Source organism: Alistipes provencensis, assembly GCF_900083545.1.
Classification (GTDB): Bacteria; Bacteroidota; Bacteroidia; order Bacteroidales; family Rikenellaceae; genus Alistipes; species Alistipes provencensis.
In genome coordinates, this window is sequence record NZ_LT559262.1 from 1,801,874 (window position 1) to 1,823,938 (window position 22,065).

A 22,065-nucleotide genomic window follows, 5' to 3' on the forward strand; every position below is an offset into this window, starting at 1 on the left:
TCACAATCAGTACACCTTTAGTACACCCTGTGAAAATGAGAAAGCCTCGTAATCAGTCGATTACGAGGCTTAACCAGTGCCCAGGACAGGAATCGAACCTGCACGCCTTGCGGCACACGCACCTGAAACGTGCGCGTCTACCTATTCCGCCACCTGGGCATTTCTGGAATTGTGGTGTGCAAAAGTAATACTTTTTTCTGAATCGCCAACTCTTTTTTCGAAAAAAAACTACTTGCTGAAGAATTTATATTGAAACAGAAGCAGATAGATTACAGCGACGGAGATGTAGGCATCCGCCAGATTGAAGATGGCGCCGAAAAAGTAGTTGTTGCTGTCGACCAGAAAGCGCAGCAGGCGCGGCACGCCGTTCCACTGGAACAGCGGGAAATAGAACATGTCAACCACCTTGCCCATCATGAAGCCGGCGTAATGTCCCCCGAAGTGCGCCACGGTGTAGGGTGTCGATTCGGAGAAGATCAGTCCGTAAAAGGCGCTGTCGAGGATGTTGCCCATGGCTCCGGCGAAGATCAGCGCCAGTCCCACGATCACTCCCTTGGGCGTATCCTTGCGCTTGCAGGTGAGGTGGTACATCAGCCAGCCGATGAATCCGACCATCACGATCCGGAAGACTCCCAGCAGCAGTTTGCCCCAGTCGAAGCCGCCGCGCGAGGCGATGTGCATGCCGAAGGCCGCGCCGTTGTTCTCGATGAACCGCAACTGGAACCAGTCGGGGATGACCATGATCGATTCGTCGAGGTGCATGTGGGTCTTGACCCAGATTTTGAGCGCCTGATCTGCGATGAGCAGCAACAGGATGAGCAGCGATATTTTCTTGAAATTCATAATATGTGGTATTCCGTTGTAAGGGTCGTATAACCGAGGCCCGTCGTCGGCGTGGTCCGGGTTTTGCCGGGGTAGTCTCTCGGGCCGGGGTTTGTCTTGGCAAAAGTAGTAAAAAATCTCATTTTTAACGGCCTTGGGTCGATTTTATCATTCGTGTGACGCGCTTTTGGCAGAAAAATTATACCTTTGAAAAATCTAATGTTTGATGGATTATGAAGAGATTACTACTCATCGGGTGCCTGTTTGCGGCGTTTGCGTGTACGAAGGAGCCGACGAACCTTTCCGGCGGCGATTCCGGTCCGACTCCTCCCCGGATCGTCGGGACCCCTACTTCCGGACTTGCCCTGAAAGGGTCGCTCTCCATAAAACTCACGCCTGAAATGGCGCAGACCGTTGCGACGGCGCAGGCACAGCTTCCGGCTACCCGCAGCGGAGCCGTGACGCGTTCGGGCGTCGGCACGATCGACGACCTCCTGAATGAGATCGGCGCGGAGCATTTCGAGCGCATCATCACCTATAACCCCGAATGGGAGGATATCTACAATGAAACCGGCATCAACCGTTGGTACAGCGTTACGTTCGACGAGAGCGCAGACCTCGGCCAGATCGGGAGCCGTTTTGCGGCGCTGTCCGGCGTCACCGTCGTGGAGTACGGGATCAATCCCGAGTATATCCGGCCGATGAGCGTCGGCCCGGCCATCCCGGCGTCCGGGGACAATCTTCATAGAATGGGCGAAACGCGTGCTGCAACGACGATGAACGACCCTTTGTTGGATTATCAGTGGCATTTCGATAATCCGGGGCCGACCCAGATCTTCAGCCAGCCGAAAGCGGGGGCCGATATCAACCTGCTCGATGCTTGGCAGCTCTGCACCGGCAATGAGGATATTATCGTGGCGGTGATCGATCATGCTGTGCAGACCGACCATCCGGATCTGAAGGCTAATATCTGGAACGATCCGAAGAATTCGCAGGTACACGGTCACAATTTTTGGGACGACTCTTCGGTGCTCGACTGGAAAACGTCCGGTAAGGATGAGAAAGGCAAGGATGTTTATGCCGACCACGGAACGCATGTGGCCGGTGTGATTGCTGCCGTAAACAACAACGGACGGGGCGTCTGCGGCATCGCCGGAGGCCGAAGCAATCAGGGCGGCGTGAAGATCATGTCATGCCAGATCATGGGTTATAGCGAGGGCGCTAAAACCGGGAATAAAAATATCAAGGCTTTCGAATATGCTTGGACCAATGGCGCAGTAATCGCGCAGAATAGTTGGGGGTATCTCCTTCAAGATAACGATGGCAAGCCGATAACTCCGGAGCAGTTCGAGAAGGACTGGAACCAGAATTACGGCCTGATGCGCGATGCGATCGACACGTTTGTCCGGGGAGCGGGCGCCAAGAATCCGAACTCCCCGCTGCAGGGCGGACTGGTAATCTTCGCTGCCGGCAATGACGGAGACATTTACGGCGACGCTGCGATCTATCCGGCGGCTTACAGTCCGATTGTCGCCGTCGGTTCGATGGATTGGAGTTTTCTCCCAGCTTATTACACGGATTACGGTTCGTGGGTAGATATCACGGCTCCGGGCGGGGATTTCATTTCCAGCGACGGCTATGGGGATGGCGGGGTGCTCAGTACGATCCTCTGTGACGATACGATGAATTTTACAGACGGCCGTAAGAATAAAAAGTTGTATGGATATGGCTTTATGCAGGGGACATCGATGGCCTGCCCGCATGTCTCGGGTGTTGCGGCGCTGGGGCTTGCCTATGCCGCCCAAAACGGAAAGAAATATACTCCCTCCGAATTCAAGGCGTTGTTGTTGAGTTCCGTTTACGGTATCGACGACTATTTTACAGGATCGAAAAAGGGAGATCTCCTGCCTATTCCCGACCTCTCCGTTTATAAGCACAAGATGGGCGGCGGCTGTATCGATGCCCTGAAGCTGCTGCTCGCGATCAAAGGCACTCCGGCCGTGTATGTCAAGACCGGGGAGGCTGCGACGGTCGATTTCGCCCGCTACTTCGGCGGCGGCAAGAGCTCCGTGGTGCTGGAATCCGCGAAATTCGCGTCGCCCGCCAACTTGGGTGTCGGTTCCTCGTCGGCCGTTTTCGACGGAACGAAGATCACGTTCAACTGCTCCAAGACGGGCGCTTCGCTGCTTACGATTACGGCCAAGGCCGGTGATACGACCATCGAACAGGAGTTCGCCGTCGTCTCGCGGCCCAATCTGGCCGGCAACGGCGGCTGGCTCTAAGGGACGGACGGTTCGGTACGCTTGCGGCGGGTCTTTCGGGACCTGCCGTTTTCTATTTATTAATATATAGGTATCGGAACCGATTTTGGAAAAAATGAACGATTTTTCAAAAAAAGATCCGGATTTATTTGGAGGTTCGAAAAAAGTCGCTACCTTTGCATCCGCGTTTGAGAAATACCGGTTCTTGCAAAGGTTGAAAGTTTACAATAAAGGAGCTGAAAACCGCGTAAACCGTAAAATTTCGAAAGATGCAAAAGTTCTTGAAAAAAGATTTGCAGGATTGAAAAAGATGACTTATCTTTGCAGTCCTTTCGCACTACAAAATGCGAGACTTTTTCCAAAAGGTTCTTTGAATTACTGATATTATTTTGAGAGAAAAATTGTAGTATTTATCTGTCAATTTCCTTTTAAGGATAAACGAATAGTCAGGACTCTAACAAAACATTATTTTTTATACAATGGAGAGTTTGATCCTGGCTCAGGATGAACGCTAGCGGCAGGCCTAACACATGCAAGTCGAGGGGCAGCGGGATTGAAGCTTGCTTCAATCGCCGGCGACCGGCGCACGGGTGCGTAACGCGTATGCAACCTACCCAGAACAGGGGGATAACACTGAGAAATTGGTACTAATATCCCATAACATCATAAGGGGCATCCCTTTTGGTTGAAAACTCCGGTGGTTCTGGATGGGCATGCGTTGTATTAGCTGGTTGGTGAGGTAACGGCTCACCAAGGCAACGATACATAGGGGGACTGAGAGGTTAACCCCCCACATTGGTACTGAGACACGGACCAAACTCCTACGGGAGGCAGCAGTGAGGAATATTGGTCAATGGACGCAAGTCTGAACCAGCCATGCCGCGTGCAGGAAGACGGCTCTATGAGTTGTAAACTGCTTTTGTACTAGGGTAAACTCAGATACGCGTATCTGACTGAAAGTATAGTACGAATAAGGACCGGCTAACTCCGTGCCAGCAGCCGCGGTAATACGGAGGGTCCAAGCGTTATCCGGATTTATTGGGTTTAAAGGGTGCGTAGGCGGTTAGATAAGTTAGAGGTGAAATACCGGTGCTTAACACCGGAACTGCCTCTAATACTGTTTAGCTAGAGAATAGTTGCGGTAGGCGGAATGTATGGTGTAGCGGTGAAATGCTTAGAGATCATACAGAACACCGATTGCGAAGGCAGCTTACCAAGCTATTTCTGACGTTGAGGCACGAAAGCGTGGGGAGCAAACAGGATTAGATACCCTGGTAGTCCACGCAGTAAACGATGATAACTCGCTGTCGGCGATACACAGTCGGCGGCTAAGCGAAAGCGATAAGTTATCCACCTGGGGAGTACGTTCGCAAGAATGAAACTCAAAGGAATTGACGGGGGCCCGCACAAGCGGAGGAACATGTGGTTTAATTCGATGATACGCGAGGAACCTTACCCGGGCTTGAAAGTTACTGACGATTCTGGAAACAGGATTTCCCTTCGGGGCAGGAAACTAGGTGCTGCATGGTTGTCGTCAGCTCGTGCCGTGAGGTGTCGGGTTAAGTCCCATAACGAGCGCAACCCCTACCGTTAGTTGCCATCAGGTCAAGCTGGGCACTCTGACGGGACTGCCGGTGTAAGCCGAGAGGAAGGTGGGGATGACGTCAAATCAGCACGGCCCTTACGTCCGGGGCTACACACGTGTTACAATGGTAGGTACAGAGGGCAGCTACCCTGCGAAGGGATGCGAATCTCGAAAGCCTATCTCAGTTCGGATCGGAGGCTGAAACCCGCCTCCGTGAAGTTGGATTCGCTAGTAATCGCGCATCAGCCATGGCGCGGTGAATACGTTCCCGGGCCTTGTACACACCGCCCGTCAAGCCATGGAAGCTGGGGGTGCCTGAAGTTCGTGACCGCAAGGAGCGACCTAGGGCAAAACCGGTGACTGGGGCTAAGTCGTAACAAGGTAGCCGTACCGGAAGGTGCGGCTGGAACACCTCCTTTCTGGAGAGTGTGACTATTTCGTCGACAGATAGGTCTGCGATTTTCTCTCGAAATAATCAGTAATTTTTAATGTTATACTCGAGTGGGGTTTTCCCGCGGATACAGTCCCGTAGCTCAGTTGGTTAGAGCACTACACTGATAATGTAGGGGTCTGCGGTTCAAGTCCGCACGGGACTACAACCGATACAACACTCGGGGGATTAGCTCAGTTGGCTAGAGCACCTGCTTTGCAAGCAGGGGGTCAAGGGTTCGACTCCCTTATCCTCCACTCGGAATCGAAAGATTCAACGTACATTGACATATTTAAGGAGATGAGATAGAGTTCCGACACGGATCAATAGGCCGTGTTGGAAGTTGTAAGAAAGTAAATAAGGGCGTATGGGGAATGCCTAGGCTCTTGGAGGCGACGAAAGACGTGGTAAGCTGCGATAAGCTCCGGGGATTTGCAAACAAGATTTGATCCGGAGATTTCTGAATGGGACAACCCGCTGGGTAGAAGATCCAGCATCCGGCAACGGAAGCCAACCCTCTGAACTGAAACATCTTAGTAGGAGGAGGAAAAGAAAGAAACATCGATTTCCTAAGTAGCGGCGAGCGAACGGGAAACAGCCTAAACCGGTTTTGTTACGGCAAAGCCGGGGTTGTAGGACTGCAACATTCAACTGACAACGAACTGGAATGTTCTGGAAAGTTCATCCATAGAGAGTGAAAGACTCGTACAGGTAAGTTTGTCAAGCGATAGCAGTATCCTGAGTAGGGCGGGACACGAGGAATCCTGTCTGAATCTGCCGGGACCACCCGGTAAGGCTAAATACTCCCAAGAGACCGATAGTGAACCAGTACCGTGAGGGAAAGGTGAAAAGAACCCCGAACAGGGGAGTGAAATAGAACCTGAAACCATACGCTTACAACCTGTCGGAGCAGCTTCGTGCTGTGACGGCGTGCCTATTGAATAATGAGCCTACGAGTTACTAATCACTGGCGAGGTTAAGTGCAAGGATGCACGGAGCCGAAGCGAAAGCGAGTCTGAACAGGGCGGCTAGTCAGTGGTTGTAGACGCGAAACCTTGCGATCTACCCTTGAGCAGGTTGAAGGTTGGGTAAAACCAACTGGAGGACCGAACGAATAAGCGTTGAAAAGCTTCTCGATGACTTGAGGGTAGGGGTGAAAGGCTAATCAAGCTGGGAAATAGCTCGTACTCCCCGAAATGCCTTTAGGGGCAGCGTTGTAATTAAGAGTCTACTGGAGGTAGAGCTACTGATTGGATGCGGGGGCTTCACCGCCTACCAAATCCTGACAAACTCCGAATGCCAGTAGTATGATTTACAGCAGTGAGCGACCGGGTGCTAATGTCCGGTTACGAGAGTGGAACAACACAGACCAGCAACTAAGGTCCCGAAGAGTATACTAAGTTGATCTAACGATGTTTTGCTGCAGAGACAGCTAGGATGTTAGCTTGGAAGCAGCTATTCATTCAAAGAGTGCGTAACAGCTCACTAGTCGAGCGGCAAAGCGTGGATAATAAACGGGCATCAAGTATACCACCGAAGTTCTGGGCACGAGAGTGCGGTAGGGGAGCATTCCATTGACGTCGAAGCCATTCCGCGAGGATAGGTGGAGTTTATGGAAAAGCAAATGTAGGCATGAGTAACGATAATGCGGGAGAGTAACCCGCACACCGCAAGACCAAGGTTTCCTGATCAACGCTAATCGGATCAGGGTTAGTCGGGTCCTAAGGGTAAGCCGAACGGTGATCTCGATGGATAATCGGTTAATATTCCGATACTGACATATACCTCGATGGAGAGACGAAGGAACGTAAGTGACGCCGCCTGACGGAATAGGTGGTTAAAGGGCGTAGGTATAGGGACAGATTAAGAGTTAGTCCTTGCTGAAACCTGACAGTACGGAGCGGCTACGGCCAATCTGATAGTTCACCCAAGTCGACTTCCAAGAAAATCTTCTAAGTTTAAGTATATGTTACCCGTACCGTAAACCGACACAGGTGGTCGAGGAGAGTATCCTAAGGTGCTCGAGTGAATCACGGTTAAGGAACTAGGCAAATTAACCCCGTAACTTCGGGAAAAGGGGTCCCTATGAAAGTAGGGCGCAGCGAAGAGGTCCAGGCGACTGTTTATCAAAAACACAGGGCTCTGCAAATTCGAAAGAAGACGTATAGGGCCTGACACCTGCCCGGTGCTGGAAGGTTAAGAGGGGATGTCATCGCAAGAGAAGCATTGAATCGAAGCCCCAGTAAACGGCGGCCGTAACTATAACGGTCCTAAGGTAGCGAAATTCCTTGTCGGGTAAGTTCCGACCTGCACGAATGGTGTAACGATCTGGACACTGTCTCAACCGTGAGCTCGGTGAAATTGTAGTCCCGGTGATGATGCCGGGTACCCGCAACGGGACGAAAAGACCCCGTGAACCTTTACTATAGCTTAACGCTGAATTTGGGTACATAATGTGTAGGATAGGCCGGAGACTTTGAAGCGGGTACGCCAGTATTCGTGGAGTCAACGTTGAAATACGGCCCTTTGTGTACTTGGATTCTAACCCTGCAAAGGGGACACCGTTTGGTGGGTAGTTTGACTGGGGTGGTCGCCTCCAAAAGCGTAACGGAGGCTTCCCAAGGTACCCTCAGCACGAATGGTAACCGTGCGTAGAGTGCAATAGCATAAGGGTGCTTGACTGTGAGACCTACAAGTCGATCAGGTGCGAAAGCAGGGTATAGTGATCCGGTGGTTCTGTGTGGACTGGCCATCGCTCAAAGGATAAAAGGTACTCCGGGGATAACAGGCTGATCGCCGCCAAGAGCTCATATCGACGCGGCGGTTTGGCACCTCGATGTCGGCTCGTCACATCCTGGGGCTGGAGAAGGTCCCAAGGGTTCGGCTGTTCGCCGATTAAAGTGGCACGCGAGCTGGGTTCAGAACGTCGTGAGACAGTTCGGTCTCTATCTGTTGCGGGCGTAGGAAAATTGAGGGGTCCTGACTTTAGTACGAGAGGACCGAGTTGGACGAACCTCCGGTGTATCGGTTATGCTGCCAAGTGTACCGCCGAGTAGCCGCGTTCGGTTTGGATAAGCGCTGAAAGCATCTAAGCGCGAAGCCATCCCCAAGATAAGTTTTCCCTTGAGGGGCGTAGGAGACTACTACGTTGATAGGCTGCAGGTGTAAAGACAGTAATGTCAAAGCCGAGCAGTACTAATTACCCGAACGGCTTTTTTACAGCAATTCTTTATCTCATTTCCCTGATATGTCAACTCATACCGAGTGCGACGGATTGTGATGATCTAAAAGCATCACTCGCACGGCTTCGATAGATTGAAGCAAAGGTTCTTTTAGGTGGTTATAGCAGTGAGGTTCCACCTCTTCCCATTCCGAACAGAGAAGTTAAGCTCACTTACGCCGATGGTACTGCGGTTTTCCCGTGGGAGAGTAGGTAGCCGCCTCTTCAAGGTCAGATCGAAAGGTCTGACCTTTTTTTGTACCCTCATCTCTGCGCGGGGACTGTTCGATTGCTCCGGAAAGTTGAAACGTCCGGTTTTGAAGAGCAGTATTGACATTCCCGCCCCGCTGTCCCCGCCCTTTCCCGAGGGGCTTTTTTGTTTTGGGTGGACGCGCAGAATTGTTGCGGATATGTACTGCGTTGACATCGCACCCTAAAGCCGCTTTCTTAAAGCGGATCGCCTACTTCTATGCGAGGCGGGATAACGCAAGGGCGCATAAAACCGCTTTTTTAAAGCCGCTTCTTTGCAGCTTTGAGGTACTCGCTGACCGTGAGGGGTTCGGGGCGCCGGCGGAATTTTTGGACGATCTTTTCCCGGACGAGGTAGTAACTGGCCCGCAGGGTCCGGCGTATCTCGGTGATTCCCCGGCGGGGCGGGAATATCTTCATCGTCATTTCCCGGTCCCATTTCTGGGTGAAGAAACGGCTGTAATAGTCGTCTTTAGGATTTATCAGACACTCGAAATCGCCCTCCCACTCGATGCGGTTGAGCATCAGGTTGGGCTCCGAGACGTAGAGCATCTTGAACGGCAGCGACTGATAAGGCAGGTAGTTGAGAAAAACTTCGCCGTAGTTGTTGCGGTAGTTGCCGGGCATTCGTGACTTTTCGTAAAAGACCAGCTTGTTGTCGACCAGCAGGATCACCCATTTGTGCGATTCCTTGGGAAACATCAGCTCCCCGAGCATACTCGGAGTCTCGATGTACCCGCGTTTCCCGACCCGCACGATCTCGGCGATGAACTGCTCGGGATTTTCCGCGTGTTCGAGCACCTGATTGCAGATTACATAGTCGAATGCCTTCTCGCCGAAGGGCAGCAATTCGCCGTCGGCCTTGATGAACTGCTGGTGGGGGTAGATCAGTATCTCGCCGCAGCGGTGCGTGTTGTCCTGCGTGTATTTGTCGGCAATGACGTCGGAACGGTACATGGGATTATGCCCCGAGCCGATTTCGAGAACCATATCCTTCCGTTTGATCGACAGGTCGTGACGCCCCAGTGGATGACGGGTGATCATACTACATTTTCCATCGTTTGAGGTGCGGGAAAAACTCCCGCATGCCGGCGACAGCCTCTTCACGGGTGTAGCTGCGGCCATCCTCATGCTTGAATTCCTCGTGGAACTGGGCGCAGGTCTGGATCATCTCCTCCATCGAGCACTTCTGGGCGAAAGCACCGTCCTTGTAACAATAGACGCAGTATTCGTTGCTGGGAGTTCCGTCGGCCTCGGTGCCGAAATGTTCCGGAGCCGTCATGGGCATACCGCAACTCTGGCAAAAATTCATCTCTTCAGGTGTCATATTCTCCGATTTGAAGATTCCGTGTCGCGGCCGAAATGGCAACGGCGGAACCCGATTTATACAAAGATATAAAAAAGAACAGACGGCTCCAAAACCGAATTGTATGCGGTTCGGCAAAACTTTCCGACTGATAAAAGGGCCGTTACGACCCTAAAGATAGACAAATTCTGTTTCCGGATACGTTTCGGGCGTATAAATCGACTTTTCTAAAGCCGTTTTTCCGATTGTATGAATCCGAGGATGGCCTGTGCCGTGGCTTCGGGTTCCTCGAGGAAACCCATGTGTCCCGAATTTTCGAGCCATACGACCCGGGCTTCGGGGTGTTCGGCAACCATCTTTTCGGCGGCCTCGGCGGGGATGTATCCGTCCTTGCGGCCGAGGATGAAGAGCACGGGAACGTCGGTTTTGCGCAGCATCTCATTGTAGTCCCTGCGGGCGGTCATGCCGTTCAGCAGGGCGACGATCCCTTCGTCCTCGGTGACGAAGACCTGCTCGGTGAGGTCCTCGATGTAATCTTTCATCCGGACACGGTTCTCCTCGGCGAATCCCGCTTCGGGGGCTACGCGGGCCAGCAGTTCCTTCTTCCCGGCCTTCACGAGCGCGATTTCGCGGCGGCGGTTCTCGGCCTTCTCCGGCGTATCGGCATTGGGCGTCGAACTGAGCAGCACCACGCCGTCGAGCATTTCGGGATGGCGTTCGCAGAAAGCCAGCGCGACGTAACCGCCCATCGAGTGACCCACGAGCGTGCAGCGTTCGATCCCCAGCTCCCGGAGCCCGTCGGCCACGGTGTCGGCAAGGAACTCCATCGAGTGTTCCTCGCCCGTGACGACCGAGATGCCGTGGCCGGGCAGGTCTAACGTAACCACCCGCAGTTCCTTGTAGAGGAATGGAATAAAATCTTCCCAGACGAGCATCGATTCGAGGTAGCCGTGCAGCAGCACGACGCATTTGTCCCCTTGCCGGGAGTCGCAGACGTGCAGGGCTGTCGGCCCTGCCATAATGAATTTTTCGATCATCGAATTCGCGTTTATTCCTCCTCTTCGTCGAGGTAATCGAGCACTGATTCGCGCTTGAGGGGCAGTATCTCGTCCTCGTCTTCGTCGAAACTGCTGTACAGCGCGTGGCGCTCCTTGCCGCTTTTGCGTATCGGCTCGAGGCGTTTGGCTTTCCGAAGTTCGTCCGCCTCGTGTTCGCGGATTCCCTTTTGTGTTTTCATGGGGAAAAACTGGTTTGTTTAGAAATTTTCGCTGTCGAACACCCCTCCGAAGACCCGGCGTGCCGGGCCCGTCAGGCGGATGTCCGTGTAGGTCTGTGTTCCCGGTTCATGCGAAAACCGTACCGCAAGTTCTCCTCCGGGGACCGAAACCGCATAGTGCGCGGTTTGGGGCTGGAAGACGAAACTGGCGACGATAGCGGCGGCTGTGGCTCCCGTGCCGCAGGCGAGGGTCTCGTTCTCCACGCCGCGCTCGTAGGTGCGCACGCTGATGGCGCCGTTGCCCGTGATGTGCACGAAATTGACATTCGTACCCTGCGGGAAGCGTGTCGTGTCGCGGCGGATGATGCGTCCGCGGCCGGTGACGTCGACCAATGCGAGGTCGTCGACGAACTCCACATAGTGGGGGACTCCCGTGTTGAGAAACCACCAGTCCCCGCCCGTGCGGATCTCCCGGACGGCGGTCATTCCCAGTTCGATCTCTCCCGCGGGTCCTTTCGAACGGCAGATGCGGGCGGTGTGGAGCCCATCCGCGGCGTCGAAATACTTGGTTTCGCCGCCGATGCCGAGGTGCTGGGCGAACAGCGCGAAACAACGGGCACCGTTGCCGCACATCTCGCCTTCCGACCCGTCGGCGTTGTAGTAACGCATCGAGCAGTCGATCTCGGCGCTGCGCGCGAGGGTCATCAGGCCGTCGGCGCCGATGCCGAAATGACGGTCGCACAGACGGGCGATCACCGCCGCATCGGGCGTGAAGACGCCGTCGCGGTTGTCGATCAGGATGAAGTCGTTGCCCGCACCCTCGTATTTTGCAAATGCTGTCTGCACTTTTGAGGTGGTTATCTACCGACAAAAATAGTAAAACTTCTAAAAGTTTTGCTAATTTTGTGAAAAATATCCGCGGCGCTGCCCGCCGGCGCGCAGTTATGTGTTACACCGGTAAAAAAATCCCTTTATGAAAAGTGTGCTTTTCAAGCATCGTTCGATACGCAAATTCCTTTCGACGCCCATTCCCGAGGATATCCTGCAGGAGTGCCTCGAGGCCGCCTCGCGCGCCTCGACCTGCGGCAACATGCAGCTCTATTCGCTGGTGGTGACCCGCGATCGGTCGCTGCGCGAGAAACTTGCGCCGTGTCATTTCAACCAGCCGATGGTCCGCGAGGCTCCGTGCGTGGTGACCGTCTGCGCCGATGTCCACCGCTTCACGATGTGGTGCGAACAGCGCGACGCCGCTCCCGCCTACGACAATTTCGCTTGGTTCCTGAACGCTTCGACCGACGCCCTGCTGGCGGCGCAGAACCTCTGCGTCGAGGCTGAAATGCACGGGCTGGGCATCTGCTACCTCGGCACGACGATCTACACCGCGGGTGATATTTCGCGTATTCTGGAGCTCCCGAAAGGGGTTATTCCGCTCACCACCGTGGTCATGGGCTATCCCGACGAATCGCCCGAGCTGACCGACCGCCTGCCGCTGGAGGCTGTGGTCCACTATGAAAAATACACCGACTATACCGCCGCCGAGATCGACGAACTGTGGGCCGAACGCGAGGAGTCGGACCTCACGAAGCGCCTGTTGGAGGAGAACGGTCTGCCGAATCTGGCGAAGGTCTTCACCGAGCGTCGTTATGTGCGCAAGGACAACCTTGCCATTTCGAAATCCTATTTCGCCCTGCTGAAAGAGAAGGGGTTCTTCAACAACTGATATGGTGCGTAGGGTGTGCCGCATATTCGCCGCCGCGGCGCTGGGTCTTCTCGGCTCGGCCTGCAGCGTCACGCGCCACATCCCCGAAGGGCAGTACCTCGTGCAGCAGGTGAAGATCGAGGACGACCGCGCGACCCCCCGCCGGGAGCGTATCACGGCGTCCGATCTGGAGAAATACATCCGGCAGACTCCCAACAAGCGATTCCTCGGGACCAATTTCTATGTCTGGCTCTACGAGCAGGCCAATCCGTCGAAGGACAATCGCTGGAACAACTGGAAGCGCAAGATCGGGCAGGCCCCCGTGCTGCTGGAGATGGGGCTGACGGAGAAGAGCGCCGAGAACCTGAAGGTCTACATGGACTCGAAGGGATTTTTCAATTCGCAGGCTTCGTTCGAGGTCGACACCACGTCGCGCCGCAAGCGGGCCCGGATCACCTACCGCACGCATCAGGGCGAACCCTACCGCATCGACTCGATCTCCTACGAATTTCAGGACAAGTTCCTCGAGCAGATCGTGCTGCCCGATACGGCGAATACGCTGCTCCGCCGGGGGAACATCTACGACGTCACGGTGCTCGATGCCGAGCGGGAGCGCATCGCCTCCTACCTCAAGGAGCGGGGTTATTACAACTTCTCGGTCAACAATATTATGTTCTGGGCCGATACGCTGGGCGGCAACCGCGAGGTCGACCTGCGCGTGGTCGTCAAGCAGTACCTTACGGGCTACAACGCCCGCGGACAGGCCGTTATGGACAACAACATGGTCTACCGCATCGACAAGATCAATATCTTCCCGGGCTACGACCCGACCGTCGCGCGGACCGACACCACGCTGGTCTCGCGCCTCGATACGCTCTATTACCGGGGTCTGAACATCATCTACGAGAAGCGTCCCAACCTGCGCCCGTCGGTGCTCCGGCAGGCCGTGCCGCTCTATCCCAATTACGTCTATAACTCGGCGCAGGTCAACCGCGCCTATACCGATCTGATGGCTCTCGGGTATTTCAAGAGTGCCAAGATCGCCTTCGAGGAGCAGCCCCGGCCGGTGGACGACACGACCTACGTCTCCTTCATCGGCGCTACTGCCGATTCGACCCGGACGATCTATACCCGCGAGGGTTACCTTACCTGCAACATCCTCTGCACGCCGACGCTCAAGCAGAGCGTCAAGATCGATCTCGAGGGAAGCACCACGTCGAGTTTCTACGGACTGAAAGCCACCCTCGGTTACCAGAACCGCAATATTTTCCGCGGGGCGGAGTCGTTCGACATCTCCTTTACGGCGGGTTACGAGTTCATGAAAGCCCCCGATGCCAAGAAGAAGCGGGCCACGGAGTTCGGCGTTACCACGGGCCTGACTTTCCCGCGCTTCCTCTTTCCCGGGCGTTTCCGCACGGTGAATCAGCCGAAGACCAAGGTCGAGTTGTCCATTAATTTTCAGGACAGGCCCTATTATGCCCGTACGCTTTCGAGCGCCGGCATCACCTATATGTGGACCAACAACCGCTATTCGTCGTTCTCGCTGCGGCCGATCGACATCAACGTGATCGACATGACGCGGCCCGTGGACCCTGAGTTTCTGGGCAGTACTCAGAACAAGTACCTGATAAACAGTTTTAAAACCCAGTTCATCGGCGGCCTTTCGTTCGGTTACAGCTACAACAACCAGCGCAAGAACCTCGGGGGCAATGCCACGAACATCCGCTTCAACGGCGAAACCGCCGGCAACCTGATCGACGCCGTCGAGCATATGTTCTTCTCCCCGGCCAAGACCAAGGATTATTATACGATTTTCGGTATTCAGTATTCGCAGTATTTCCGTACCGATCTGAGTCTGAGCCGCAAGATCATGCTGGGAGATGTTACGGCGCTGGTGGGACGTCTCTACGGCGGTGTGGCGATGGCTTACGGCAACTCTGAATCGGTGCCGTTCGACCGCCAGTTCTACTGCGGCGGCAGCAACGGCATGCGCGGCTGGACGCCCCGAACCCTCGGACAGGGCTCGGTGGCCAACCCTCACAACGACTATCCGGTGCAGACCGGCGATGTGAAACTGGAGGCCAATCTCGAACTGCGCTTCCCGGTCTGGGGGATCATCCACGGAGCGACCTTCTTCGACTTGGGCAATATCTGGTACATCCGGGAGAATCCGAAAGAGTATTCCGACGATGCGGTCTTCCGCTTCAACCGGTTCTACAAGCAATTGGGATTCAACACGGGTCTGGGCCTGCGTTTCGACATCAAATTCGCCGTGCTGCGCCTCGACTGGGGTATCCAGCTCCACAATCCCAACAATCCCGCCGGCGAGCGGTGGATTCACAATTTCCGCTGGAAGAATACCGCCCTTAACTTCGGCGTCGGCTATCCGTTCTGATGTTTTCGATGATTGCGGCGCACCTGCCGCACATCCCTTAAATCCCCGAACGGGATGTACTTCTCGGTACTACCCGTCCGGGGATTTTTCACGATACACGGTATCTGCACCGCACTGATCGAAAACAACTGCGCCTGCCGGCTTATTGCTTGGCTTTATACTGCGACGGCGACATGCCGGTGTTGCGTTTGAAATAGCTGCCGAAAAACGACTGGTTGGGGAAATTGAGGTAGTAGGCGATCTCCTGTACGCTCATGTTCGAGTATTTGAGCAGCGTCTTGGCTTCGAGGATGACGTAGCTGTCGATCCATTCCGACACCGATTTGCCGCTGATGCGCTTGATGAGCGTGGTGAGGTATTTGGGCGTGATGCACAGTTGCCGGGCGTAGAACCCCACGCTGCGTTCGCGGATGTAATGTTCGCCGAGCAGCTCGGTGAACTGCTTGAAATACTCCTCGGCCCGGTTGTGCATGGGATTCTCCACCTCGGGATGCTCCTCGATGTAATGGGTCAGGATGTCGCCGACCTTGTAGATCGTCGCGGCGATCAGCCCGCCGACGATCTCTATCGCGAAATCGGTCTCGGGGCCTTCGAGTTCCTGTTCGACCATCGAGATGAAGCTGCGCAGCGAGGTGCACTCCTTGTGTGTGAGCTCCATGCAGGGGCGCGAACCGAATTGCAGGAAGAGCGGCATCATGTGCTTGGTGTCGATGTTGATGCGCCGCAGGAAGTCCGGCGTGATGACGAGGACATGCACCTTGAAGCTGTTATTGGACTGTACCTGCAATATGTGCTTCGGCTCGAAGATGAAGAGCGAGTCTTTTTTCAGCCGGTATTCCTTCAAGTTGGAGGTAAAGGTCGTTTCGCCTTCGGTGCATACGCCGATGACGAAAGCGTCGAGACGTCCCGGGAACCGGAATATCTCCATTTGGGAGGCACTGTTGGCGGCGATGCATTCACCCAGCAGGCCGGGACGTTTCTCGCCGCCGGACATGGCGATCAGCTCACTGAGGGTAAAGCTCGTGATCGGAGCTTCTGTGGTTTTTCTGTTCATAGCGTCACTTAATTTCCGACAAATATAGTAATAAAAATATTCGATATGGTTCATAAGGTTTGATTATTCGACCTTTCGATCACCTCGGGCGCGTTTTTGAACTATGATGCGCAAAAAAGAGCGCCGGTCGTTGTCGGACCGGCGCTCTTTGCGGGTTATCTCTGACCCGGCGGTGTGTTCCGCGGGGCTTGTGTGTCTGCTTTTTATTTGGCGGGAGCGGCTGCGGGAGCATCGGTGATGCCCAGCTCCTTCTTCACCAGAGGAGCGATGTCGGTCAGCGTAGCCTCGTCGAAATAAGCCAGCGAACCGGTCGAGGTGTCGAATACGACCGTGTATGCATTGGCGGCCGAAATCTTGTCGATGGCAGCCTTGGCCTTGTCGATGATCGGCGAGAGCAGCTCGTTCTGCTTTTTCTGATAGTCCTGCTGTGCGCGCTCCTGAAACTCGCGGCTGCGGTTCTGCAGGTCCTGCAACTCCTTCTCCTTCATTTCACGGACTGCGTCGTTGTAGGTGTTGAGATTCTTCTGATACTCCTGCAGTTTGTTGTTGAATTCGACGTTCATCGTCTCGATGTTGTCCTGTAGCTCCTTGGCATAGGTCTCCATGTTCTCCTGCATGGTCTTGGTCTCAGGCATCGACATGATGATCTCTTGGGTGTTGATACGTCCGAACTTCTGGGCGAAGAGCGTCGTGGAACCCATAACCAGCGCAACAGCGAGGGTCAGTTTAATTGCTTTTTTCATACGAATTTATCAGTTAATGTTTTGATGTCATTTCTTCTTCAGGGCATCGATCACCTGCTGTGTCCGCTCGACCGAGGGGTTGTTGTAGAGCAGTGTGGGGTTGTTCGCCGAGTCGAGCACCAGATCGGCCCCGACCTGCTTGGCATAGGCCTCGATAGCCGCGAAGACCTGCTTCTGGATGGGGCTGATCATTTCGACCCGCTTTTTCATCAGCATACCCTCCTGTCCGAACAGGCTCTCCTGATACTCCTGAGCCTCCTTTTCTTTCTGGAGGATGGCGTTCTCGCGCACCTGACGCGATGCGGCGGAGAGCGACGTCTTTTGGATCTGGTAGTTGTTGTAGAGCGTCTCCACCTCCGCGAATTTGGTATCCACCTGCGTCTGGTACTGCTTGGCGAGCTCATCCAGATCGGAGATAGCCGTGTTGTAAGCGGCGATCGACTTGAAAACTTTTTCGCTGTTGACGATTATGTAGTTCTGGGCCGCCAGAGTCCCTGCCGTCAGAACGAATGCCGCAATTAAAATCAGCCGTTTCATAATCCTGTTATTTTAAGTTAATATTCAGCCGGTTTCCCGGGTTTTTGCTGTAAATATAACTCTTTTCTTTCAAATTTATTGCCACTCGCCTGTTTAAGTCCCCCTTTTCAAAGGGGGATTCGGAGGGATTTTCAATATCGCTCCCCTCCGGGCTGCAATTTTTGCTCAGGCTAAAATTGTTGTCCGAGTACGAAGTGGAACTGGCTGCCGCTCTTGGTCGTGGAGTTCGCGGGGGGATCGAATCCGTATCCCCAGTCGATGCCGAGCATACCCACCACGGGCAGATAGAGGCGGACGCCGAAGCCGGCCGAACGCTTGATCCGAAAGGGCGAGAACTTCTTCCACGAGTCGAATGCGTTACCGCCTTCGAGGAATCCGAGCACATAGATCTGCGACGAAGGTTTCAGGATGATCGGGTAGCGCAGTTCGGCGGTGTACTTGTTGTAGCCGCGGGAATAATAGCTCGACGGGTCGAGCGCACCGTCCTCGTAACCGCGCATCGAGATGATGTCGATACCGTATATATTGTATCCCGACATGCCGTCGCCGCCGACTTCGAAGCGCTGGAAAGGCGAAACCTTATTCTTGTTGTAGCTTCCGAGGTATCCCATCTCGGCCTTGAGCATCAGCACGAGGTTCGAGTTGCGCAGGAATCCTTGGAACCACTGTGCCTTGAACTGCCATTTGTGGAACTCGATCCAGCGGTAGCGGTCCTGATCGGACATCGACTGGTCGCTGTAATCCTTACCGTCCCAGAGCGAGTAGGGGAGCGTGGCCTGCACCGAGGCGCTGAACTCCGAACCGCGGCGCGGGTAGATCGGCTGGTCGACCGAGTTGCGGGCCAGCACCAGCTTGAGCGACAGCAGGTTCGAGTTGCCGTTCTCCACGACGAATCCCGTCCAGTTCTTCAGGTTGTAACGCTCGTAGCTGGCCTCGGCATAGAATGTGAAATAGGGGTCGGGCCAGTTCAGGCGCTTGCCCAGACCGGCGGCCAGACCGTAGGTGCGGAAATACTGCGTTGCCGACTGCCACACATAGTAGGCATTGTTCTGCTCGGAGAAATGTGCCGAAAGGGTGAACGAGTTGGGTTTCTTGCCGCCCATCCAAGGGTCGGTGAAACTGAACGCGAACGCCTTGTAATAGGTACCGTTGGTCTGTGCCGAGAGCGACAGCCGCTGGTTCTGGCCCATCGGGTAGGGGCGCCATGCGCCTTTCTTGAACGCATTTTTGATCGAAAGGTTGTTCAGCGTGATACCCACCGAACCCACGAAGGTTCCCGAGCCCCAGCCGCCGGCGATGTTGAACTGGTCGGAAGCCTGCTCCTCGAGGGGCCAGTTGACGTTCACCAGTTCATTCGAGACGGGCTTGATGTCGGGCATGACGGCCTCGGGGTTGAAATGGCCCATCGAACCCAGCGTACGGATGGTCTGCATCAGCAGCGAACGGTTGTACAGTTCGCCCGGGCGGGTGTAGAGTTCGCGGCGGACCACTTCGTCGTCGACGCGCTGGTTGCCCGTGATGCCGACCTCGTTGATGGTGAACTGCTTGCCCTCGAACACCTTGACCTCGATGTCGATCGAGTCGGGGGCGATGATCACCTCCGCGGGTTCGATCTGCGACATCAGGTAGCCCTCGTTCTGGTAGAGCGACTTGACCGACATGTCCTCGGGGTTCTCCTCCTTGCCGATTCCCAGCCGCTTGTGCATCGATTTCTTATCGTAGGTGTCGCCTTTCTTGACGCTGAACATGCGCTGCAGGTCGTCGGTTTCGTATACCGAGTTGCCGACCCACGACACGTTGCGGATGTAGTATTTGTTGCCTTCCGAGACGTCGATGTCGATGCCGATGCGTTTCTCGTTGATCGGGTAGATCGAGTCGCTCACGATGGTGGCGTTCCGGTAACCCTTCGAGTTGTAGAAGTCGATCAGCAGCTCCTTGTCGGTTTCGTAGTCGCCCTCGTTGAGCTTGGCGCCCTTGAAGAAGTTGATCGATTTCTGGTGGGTTTTCTTGAATGTGCGGCGCAGGCGCTTGTCCGCGAACTGCTCGTTGCCCGTGAAGTTGATCTTGCCGATCTTGACCTTCGACTTGCGGTCGATGAGGAACGTGACGGTCACGGCCTGTCCGGGACGGAGCGTGTCGTTGTCGATACGCACGCCGACCTCCGTGTTGCGGAAACCCTTTTCGGCCCAATACTGCTTGATGAGCTTCTGGTTCTTGTCGATGACGTAATCCGAGAGTTCGCTGCCGCGCTTGAGCTTGAGTTTCTCCAGCAGGTCCTTCTTCTTGCCCTTGGTGATGCCCTCGAACTCCCAGTTGTAGACGCGGGGGCGCTCCTTGAGGAACACCTCCAGATCGAGGCTGTCGCCCTCGATCTCGGCGCCGATCTTCACGTCCGAGAAAAACCGCTGGCTCCACAGCCGCGAGATGGCGTTGGAGATGAAGTTACTCGGCAGATAAATCGAGTCGCCCTCGATCAGTCCGGCAGACGACTTGATAATGTCGGGATTGAGGTACTGCACGCCGTGGACGTTGACGTTGCGAATGTGGTAGAGCCTGGGCGCACCCTCGTTTTTATACATCGGGGCATTTTCGGAAATCGCAGGCTTCGGAGCCGCCGTCGTGTCCTGCGGATTCTGCTCCTGGGCGAATATATTCGAGCAGCAAAGCACGAGGGCAGCCGCTGCCGTGAATATCTTACCGGAATAATTCATCTATTGTAAATATAGCTAATTTCATTTATTTAACCAGTCCGAAGCGGCGGTCGCGCCGTGCGTACTCCTCTATGGCCGCGTCAAAATCCCGTTCCGTGAAATCGGGCCACAGCACTTCGGGGAACCAGAGTTCGGCATAGGACGCCTGCCACAGCAGGAAGTTGCTCAGCCGCTGTTCGCCGCTGGTGCGGACGATCAGGTCGGGGTCAGGGTAGTGGGCCGTGTCGAGCGAGGTGCTGACCGTGCCCTCGGAAATCTCCGCGGGGGCGATCTCCCCGGCCTCCACGCGGCGGGCGATCCGCTGCACGGCGCGCGTTATTTCGTCGCGCGACGAGTAGTTGAGCGCCAGAATCAGCGTCAGCGTCCGTCCTCCGGCGGTCCGTTCCTCGGCTTGGGCCAGATAGCGCTGGACCTTCTCCGAAAACCGGCTTCTGTCGCCGATCATGCGTACCTCGACGCCTTGGCGGATCAGTTCGGGCGTTTCGTTCACGACGCTCTGGCAGAAAAGTTCCATCAGCGCATCGACCTCCCCGGAGGGACGGCCCCAGTTCTCCGTCGAGAACGCGTAGAGCGTCAGGTACTTCACACCCCAGCGGGCAGCGGCGCGCAACGAAGCCCTTACGGGTTCCACACCCGCGGCATGACCCTCGTAACGCTCTTTGCCGTGCAACCCGGCCCAGCGGCCGTTGCCGTCCATAATGATGGCGACGTGTTGCGGTATGCGTTTCTGCTCGCTCATATTAGGGCACAAATATAGGGAAAAATTCTATTAACTTAAGGAAAAAACGATTAAAGATTAACTGCGGATGTCGATTCCCCACATCATCTTATTCCGTAACGTGTCGTAAAATGATATATTGTGCGGTACGGCCAAAAAAATCTGCTGTTCGGCCCGCCTGACGGTGAAGGCCGCGCCGTGCGAAATCCGGTATGTGCGGTCGTCCAGCGTGACGAACGCGTCGGAACGCCGGGCGTTGACGCGCAGCGAGATGACGCCCGAATCGGGGATCACCACCGGACGCATCGTGAGGTTGTGCGGGGCGAGGGGCGAGATGACGAGGCACCGGCACGTCGGGGCCACGACGGGACCCCCGGCGCTGAGCGAGTAGGCGGTCGATCCCGTGGGGGTGGAGACGATCACCCCGTCGCCGTGGTAGGTGGCCACCATCTGGTCGTCGACATAGGTCTCGACCGAGATCATCCCCGCGCCGTGGCGCTGCACGGTGAATTCGTTGAGTGCCAGCGTCGAATCGGGCCGGTCGTCGAAATCGCCCTCGATGCGCAGCAGCGAGCGGGGCTCGGTGGCGATTCTCCCGGCGGCGATGTCGCTGAATATCAGGTTCAGTCCGGCGCTCGGAGCGCTGGTGAGGAACCCTAAGTGTCCGGCGTTGATGCCCATGACGGGAATCGGTGCGCCGCAGAGCCGGTGTACCCCTTCGAGCAGCGTTCCGTCGCCTCCGTAGCAGACCATGACGGTTTCGGCAGGCTGTTTGCCTATGTGCCGGCCGTAGACTCTCTCCGGCGGAAGCACGATCCCGGCGGTTTGCCGCACGACGGGGGCAAATTCCTTGTTGACTGCGTAGTCGAATCCGAACAGTTCGATCGCATCGAACAACTGGCGAATCTCTTCGGGGGTGTGGGCAATCTGTGCGCGGGAAAAAAGTATGATTTTCATCGGCGGAGTTTCGAAAAAATAAAGTAACTTTACCACGCCGATCCGAACTTGGAGCGCAGGCATTTGCGAACCGGTGCGGAGGTGCGGCATATCGCCACAAATATAGTGAAAGGTGAGCGCAAAACCAAACTTGTCCGGATTTTGCCGAACCGAATCCTATAT

Annotated in this window: 16 protein-coding genes, 3 tRNA genes and 3 rRNA genes; 9 read left to right on the forward strand and 13 right to left on the reverse strand. The window is 55.2% G+C overall.

Features of this window, described 5'->3' with window-relative positions:
* Positions 1–77 precede the first annotated feature (77 nt).
* Positions 78–159: transfer RNA gene (locus tag BN5935_RS07015), tRNA-Leu, on the reverse strand.
* A gap of 69 nt (positions 160–228) precedes the next feature.
* A complete protein-coding gene (locus tag BN5935_RS07020) occupies positions 229–843 on the reverse strand; it encodes a lipoprotein signal peptidase (protein WP_064975484.1) in 615 nt (204 codons plus the stop codon).
* A gap of 212 nt (positions 844–1,055) precedes the next feature.
* Here BN5935_RS07020 and BN5935_RS07025 point away from each other — a divergent pair, with 212 nt between their 5' ends.
* The 7 genes from BN5935_RS07025 (at position 1,056) to rrf (ending at position 8,544) form a co-directional block, all read left to right on the forward strand.
* Entirely contained in the window at positions 1,056–3,104 is a 2,049-nt protein-coding gene (locus tag BN5935_RS07025; protein ID WP_064975485.1) for a S8 family serine peptidase, read from the forward strand.
* A gap of 85 nt (positions 3,105–3,189) precedes the next feature.
* Positions 3,190–3,465 carry a hypothetical protein gene (locus BN5935_RS15120; RefSeq protein ID WP_162272061.1) on the forward strand — a complete coding sequence of 92 codons (276 nt, stop codon included), beginning with the start codon at positions 3,190–3,192 and terminating at the stop codon, positions 3,463–3,465.
* 94 nt (positions 3,466–3,559) lie between these two features.
* Positions 3,560–5,087: ribosomal RNA gene (locus BN5935_RS07030) — 16S ribosomal RNA — on the forward strand.
* Between the two features lie 103 nt (positions 5,088–5,190).
* A tRNA-Ile gene (locus BN5935_RS07035) sits at positions 5,191–5,264 on the forward strand.
* A 17-nt stretch (positions 5,265–5,281) separates the two neighbouring features.
* Positions 5,282–5,355, forward strand: a tRNA-Ala gene (locus BN5935_RS07040).
* A 90-nt stretch (positions 5,356–5,445) separates the two neighbouring features.
* Positions 5,446–8,318, forward strand: a 23S ribosomal RNA gene (locus BN5935_RS07045).
* Positions 8,319–8,430: 112 nt separating this feature from the next.
* Positions 8,431–8,544: ribosomal RNA gene (gene rrf, locus BN5935_RS07050) — 5S ribosomal RNA — on the forward strand.
* The 16S, 23S and 5S rRNA genes sit together here with 2 tRNA genes alongside, the layout of an rRNA operon.
* A gap of 284 nt (positions 8,545–8,828) precedes the next feature.
* Here rrf and BN5935_RS07055 read toward each other — a convergent pair.
* From BN5935_RS07055 to dapF, 5 genes are all read right to left on the reverse strand, one after another.
* On the reverse strand, positions 8,829–9,611 hold the full coding sequence (locus tag BN5935_RS07055; RefSeq protein WP_064975486.1) for a class I SAM-dependent methyltransferase: 783 nt from the start codon (positions 9,609–9,611) through the stop codon (positions 8,829–8,831).
* 1 nt (position 9,612) lies between these two features.
* Complete coding sequence (locus tag BN5935_RS07060) at positions 9,613–9,894, reverse strand: zinc ribbon domain-containing protein (protein WP_064975487.1); 282 nt, start codon at positions 9,892–9,894, stop codon at positions 9,613–9,615.
* 206 nt (positions 9,895–10,100) lie between these two features.
* Entirely contained in the window at positions 10,101–10,910 is an 810-nt protein-coding gene (locus BN5935_RS07065; RefSeq protein ID WP_064975488.1) for an alpha/beta fold hydrolase, read from the reverse strand.
* An 11-nt stretch (positions 10,911–10,921) separates the two neighbouring features.
* Positions 10,922–11,110: a hypothetical protein gene (locus tag BN5935_RS07070; protein ID WP_064975489.1), complete on the reverse strand. Its 189-nt coding sequence runs from the start codon at positions 11,108–11,110 to the stop codon at positions 10,922–10,924.
* An 18-nt stretch (positions 11,111–11,128) separates the two neighbouring features.
* Positions 11,129–11,935 (reverse strand): diaminopimelate epimerase, encoded by an 807-nt coding sequence (gene dapF, locus BN5935_RS07075; RefSeq protein ID WP_064975490.1) that lies wholly within the window; start codon positions 11,933–11,935, stop codon positions 11,129–11,131.
* Positions 11,936–12,062: 127 nt separating this feature from the next.
* On the opposite strand from dapF, the gene BN5935_RS07080 reads away from it, so the two are divergent.
* Together BN5935_RS07080 and tamL are read left to right on the forward strand one after the other, a co-directional pair.
* Positions 12,063–12,809 (forward strand): nitroreductase family protein, encoded by a 747-nt coding sequence (locus BN5935_RS07080; RefSeq protein ID WP_064975491.1) that lies wholly within the window; start codon positions 12,063–12,065, stop codon positions 12,807–12,809.
* A gap of 4 nt (positions 12,810–12,813) precedes the next feature.
* Positions 12,814–15,183, forward strand: coding sequence for a translocation and assembly module lipoprotein TamL (gene tamL / locus BN5935_RS07085; RefSeq protein WP_064976871.1), 2,370 nt, complete (start codon positions 12,814–12,816; stop codon positions 15,181–15,183).
* 142 nt (positions 15,184–15,325) lie between these two features.
* On the opposite strand, the gene BN5935_RS07090 is transcribed toward tamL, so the two are convergent.
* The 6 genes from BN5935_RS07090 to BN5935_RS07115 all read right to left on the reverse strand — a co-directional run bounded on the left by BN5935_RS07090 (position 15,326) and on the right by BN5935_RS07115 (position 21,903).
* Positions 15,326–16,237: an AraC family transcriptional regulator gene (locus BN5935_RS07090; protein ID WP_064975492.1), complete on the reverse strand. Its 912-nt coding sequence runs from the start codon at positions 16,235–16,237 to the stop codon at positions 15,326–15,328.
* Positions 16,238–16,440: 203 nt separating this feature from the next.
* On the reverse strand, positions 16,441–16,980 hold the full coding sequence (locus BN5935_RS07095; RefSeq protein ID WP_064975493.1) for an OmpH/Skp family outer membrane protein: 540 nt from the start codon (positions 16,978–16,980) through the stop codon (positions 16,441–16,443).
* Positions 16,981–17,007: 27 nt separating this feature from the next.
* Positions 17,008–17,517 carry an OmpH/Skp family outer membrane protein gene (locus BN5935_RS07100; RefSeq protein WP_064975494.1) on the reverse strand — a complete coding sequence of 170 codons (510 nt, stop codon included), beginning with the start codon at positions 17,515–17,517 and terminating at the stop codon, positions 17,008–17,010.
* 170 nt (positions 17,518–17,687) lie between these two features.
* Positions 17,688–20,228, reverse strand: a complete 2,541-nt coding sequence (gene bamA / locus BN5935_RS07105; protein ID WP_064975495.1) for an outer membrane protein assembly factor BamA — start codon at positions 20,226–20,228, stop codon at positions 17,688–17,690.
* Between the two features lie 25 nt (positions 20,229–20,253).
* Complete coding sequence (locus tag BN5935_RS07110) at positions 20,254–20,967, reverse strand: isoprenyl transferase (RefSeq protein ID WP_064975496.1); 714 nt, start codon at positions 20,965–20,967, stop codon at positions 20,254–20,256.
* Between the two features lie 57 nt (positions 20,968–21,024).
* Positions 21,025–21,903 (reverse strand): NAD(+)/NADH kinase, encoded by an 879-nt coding sequence (locus BN5935_RS07115; protein WP_064975497.1) that lies wholly within the window; start codon positions 21,901–21,903, stop codon positions 21,025–21,027.
* Between the last annotated feature and the right edge of the window lie 162 nt (positions 21,904–22,065).

Excerpts from the sequence above, each read along its gene's own strand:
- BN5935_RS07060 (WP_064975487.1), bottom strand. The coding sequence starts at position 9,894 with ATGACACCTGAAGAGATGAATTTTTGCCAGAGTTGCGGTATGCCCATG.
- BN5935_RS07090 (WP_064975492.1), bottom strand. The coding sequence starts at position 16,237 with ATGAACAGAAAAACCACAGAAGCTCCGATCACGAGCTTTACCCTCAGT.
- BN5935_RS07115 (WP_064975497.1), bottom strand. The coding sequence starts at position 21,903 with ATGAAAATCATACTTTTTTCCCGCGCACAGATTGCCCACACCCCCGAA.
- BN5935_RS07070 (WP_064975489.1), bottom strand. The coding sequence starts at position 11,110 with ATGAAAACACAAAAGGGAATCCGCGAACACGAGGCGGACGAACTTCGG.
- BN5935_RS07025 (WP_064975485.1), top strand. The coding sequence starts at position 1,056 with ATGAAGAGATTACTACTCATCGGGTGCCTGTTTGCGGCGTTTGCGTGT.
- BN5935_RS07020 (WP_064975484.1), bottom strand. The coding sequence starts at position 843 with ATGAATTTCAAGAAAATATCGCTGCTCATCCTGTTGCTGCTCATCGCA.
- BN5935_RS07095 (WP_064975493.1), bottom strand. The coding sequence starts at position 16,980 with ATGAAAAAAGCAATTAAACTGACCCTCGCTGTTGCGCTGGTTATGGGT.
- BN5935_RS07100 (WP_064975494.1), bottom strand. The coding sequence starts at position 17,517 with ATGAAACGGCTGATTTTAATTGCGGCATTCGTTCTGACGGCAGGGACT.
- bamA (WP_064975495.1), bottom strand. The coding sequence starts at position 20,228 with ATGAATTATTCCGGTAAGATATTCACGGCAGCGGCTGCCCTCGTGCTT.
- BN5935_RS07110 (WP_064975496.1), bottom strand. The coding sequence starts at position 20,967 with ATGAGCGAGCAGAAACGCATACCGCAACACGTCGCCATCATTATGGAC.
- BN5935_RS07080 (WP_064975491.1), top strand. The coding sequence starts at position 12,063 with ATGAAAAGTGTGCTTTTCAAGCATCGTTCGATACGCAAATTCCTTTCG.
- BN5935_RS07065 (WP_064975488.1), bottom strand. The coding sequence starts at position 10,910 with ATGATCGAAAAATTCATTATGGCAGGGCCGACAGCCCTGCACGTCTGC.
- BN5935_RS07055 (WP_064975486.1), bottom strand. The coding sequence starts at position 9,611 with ATGATCACCCGTCATCCACTGGGGCGTCACGACCTGTCGATCAAACGG.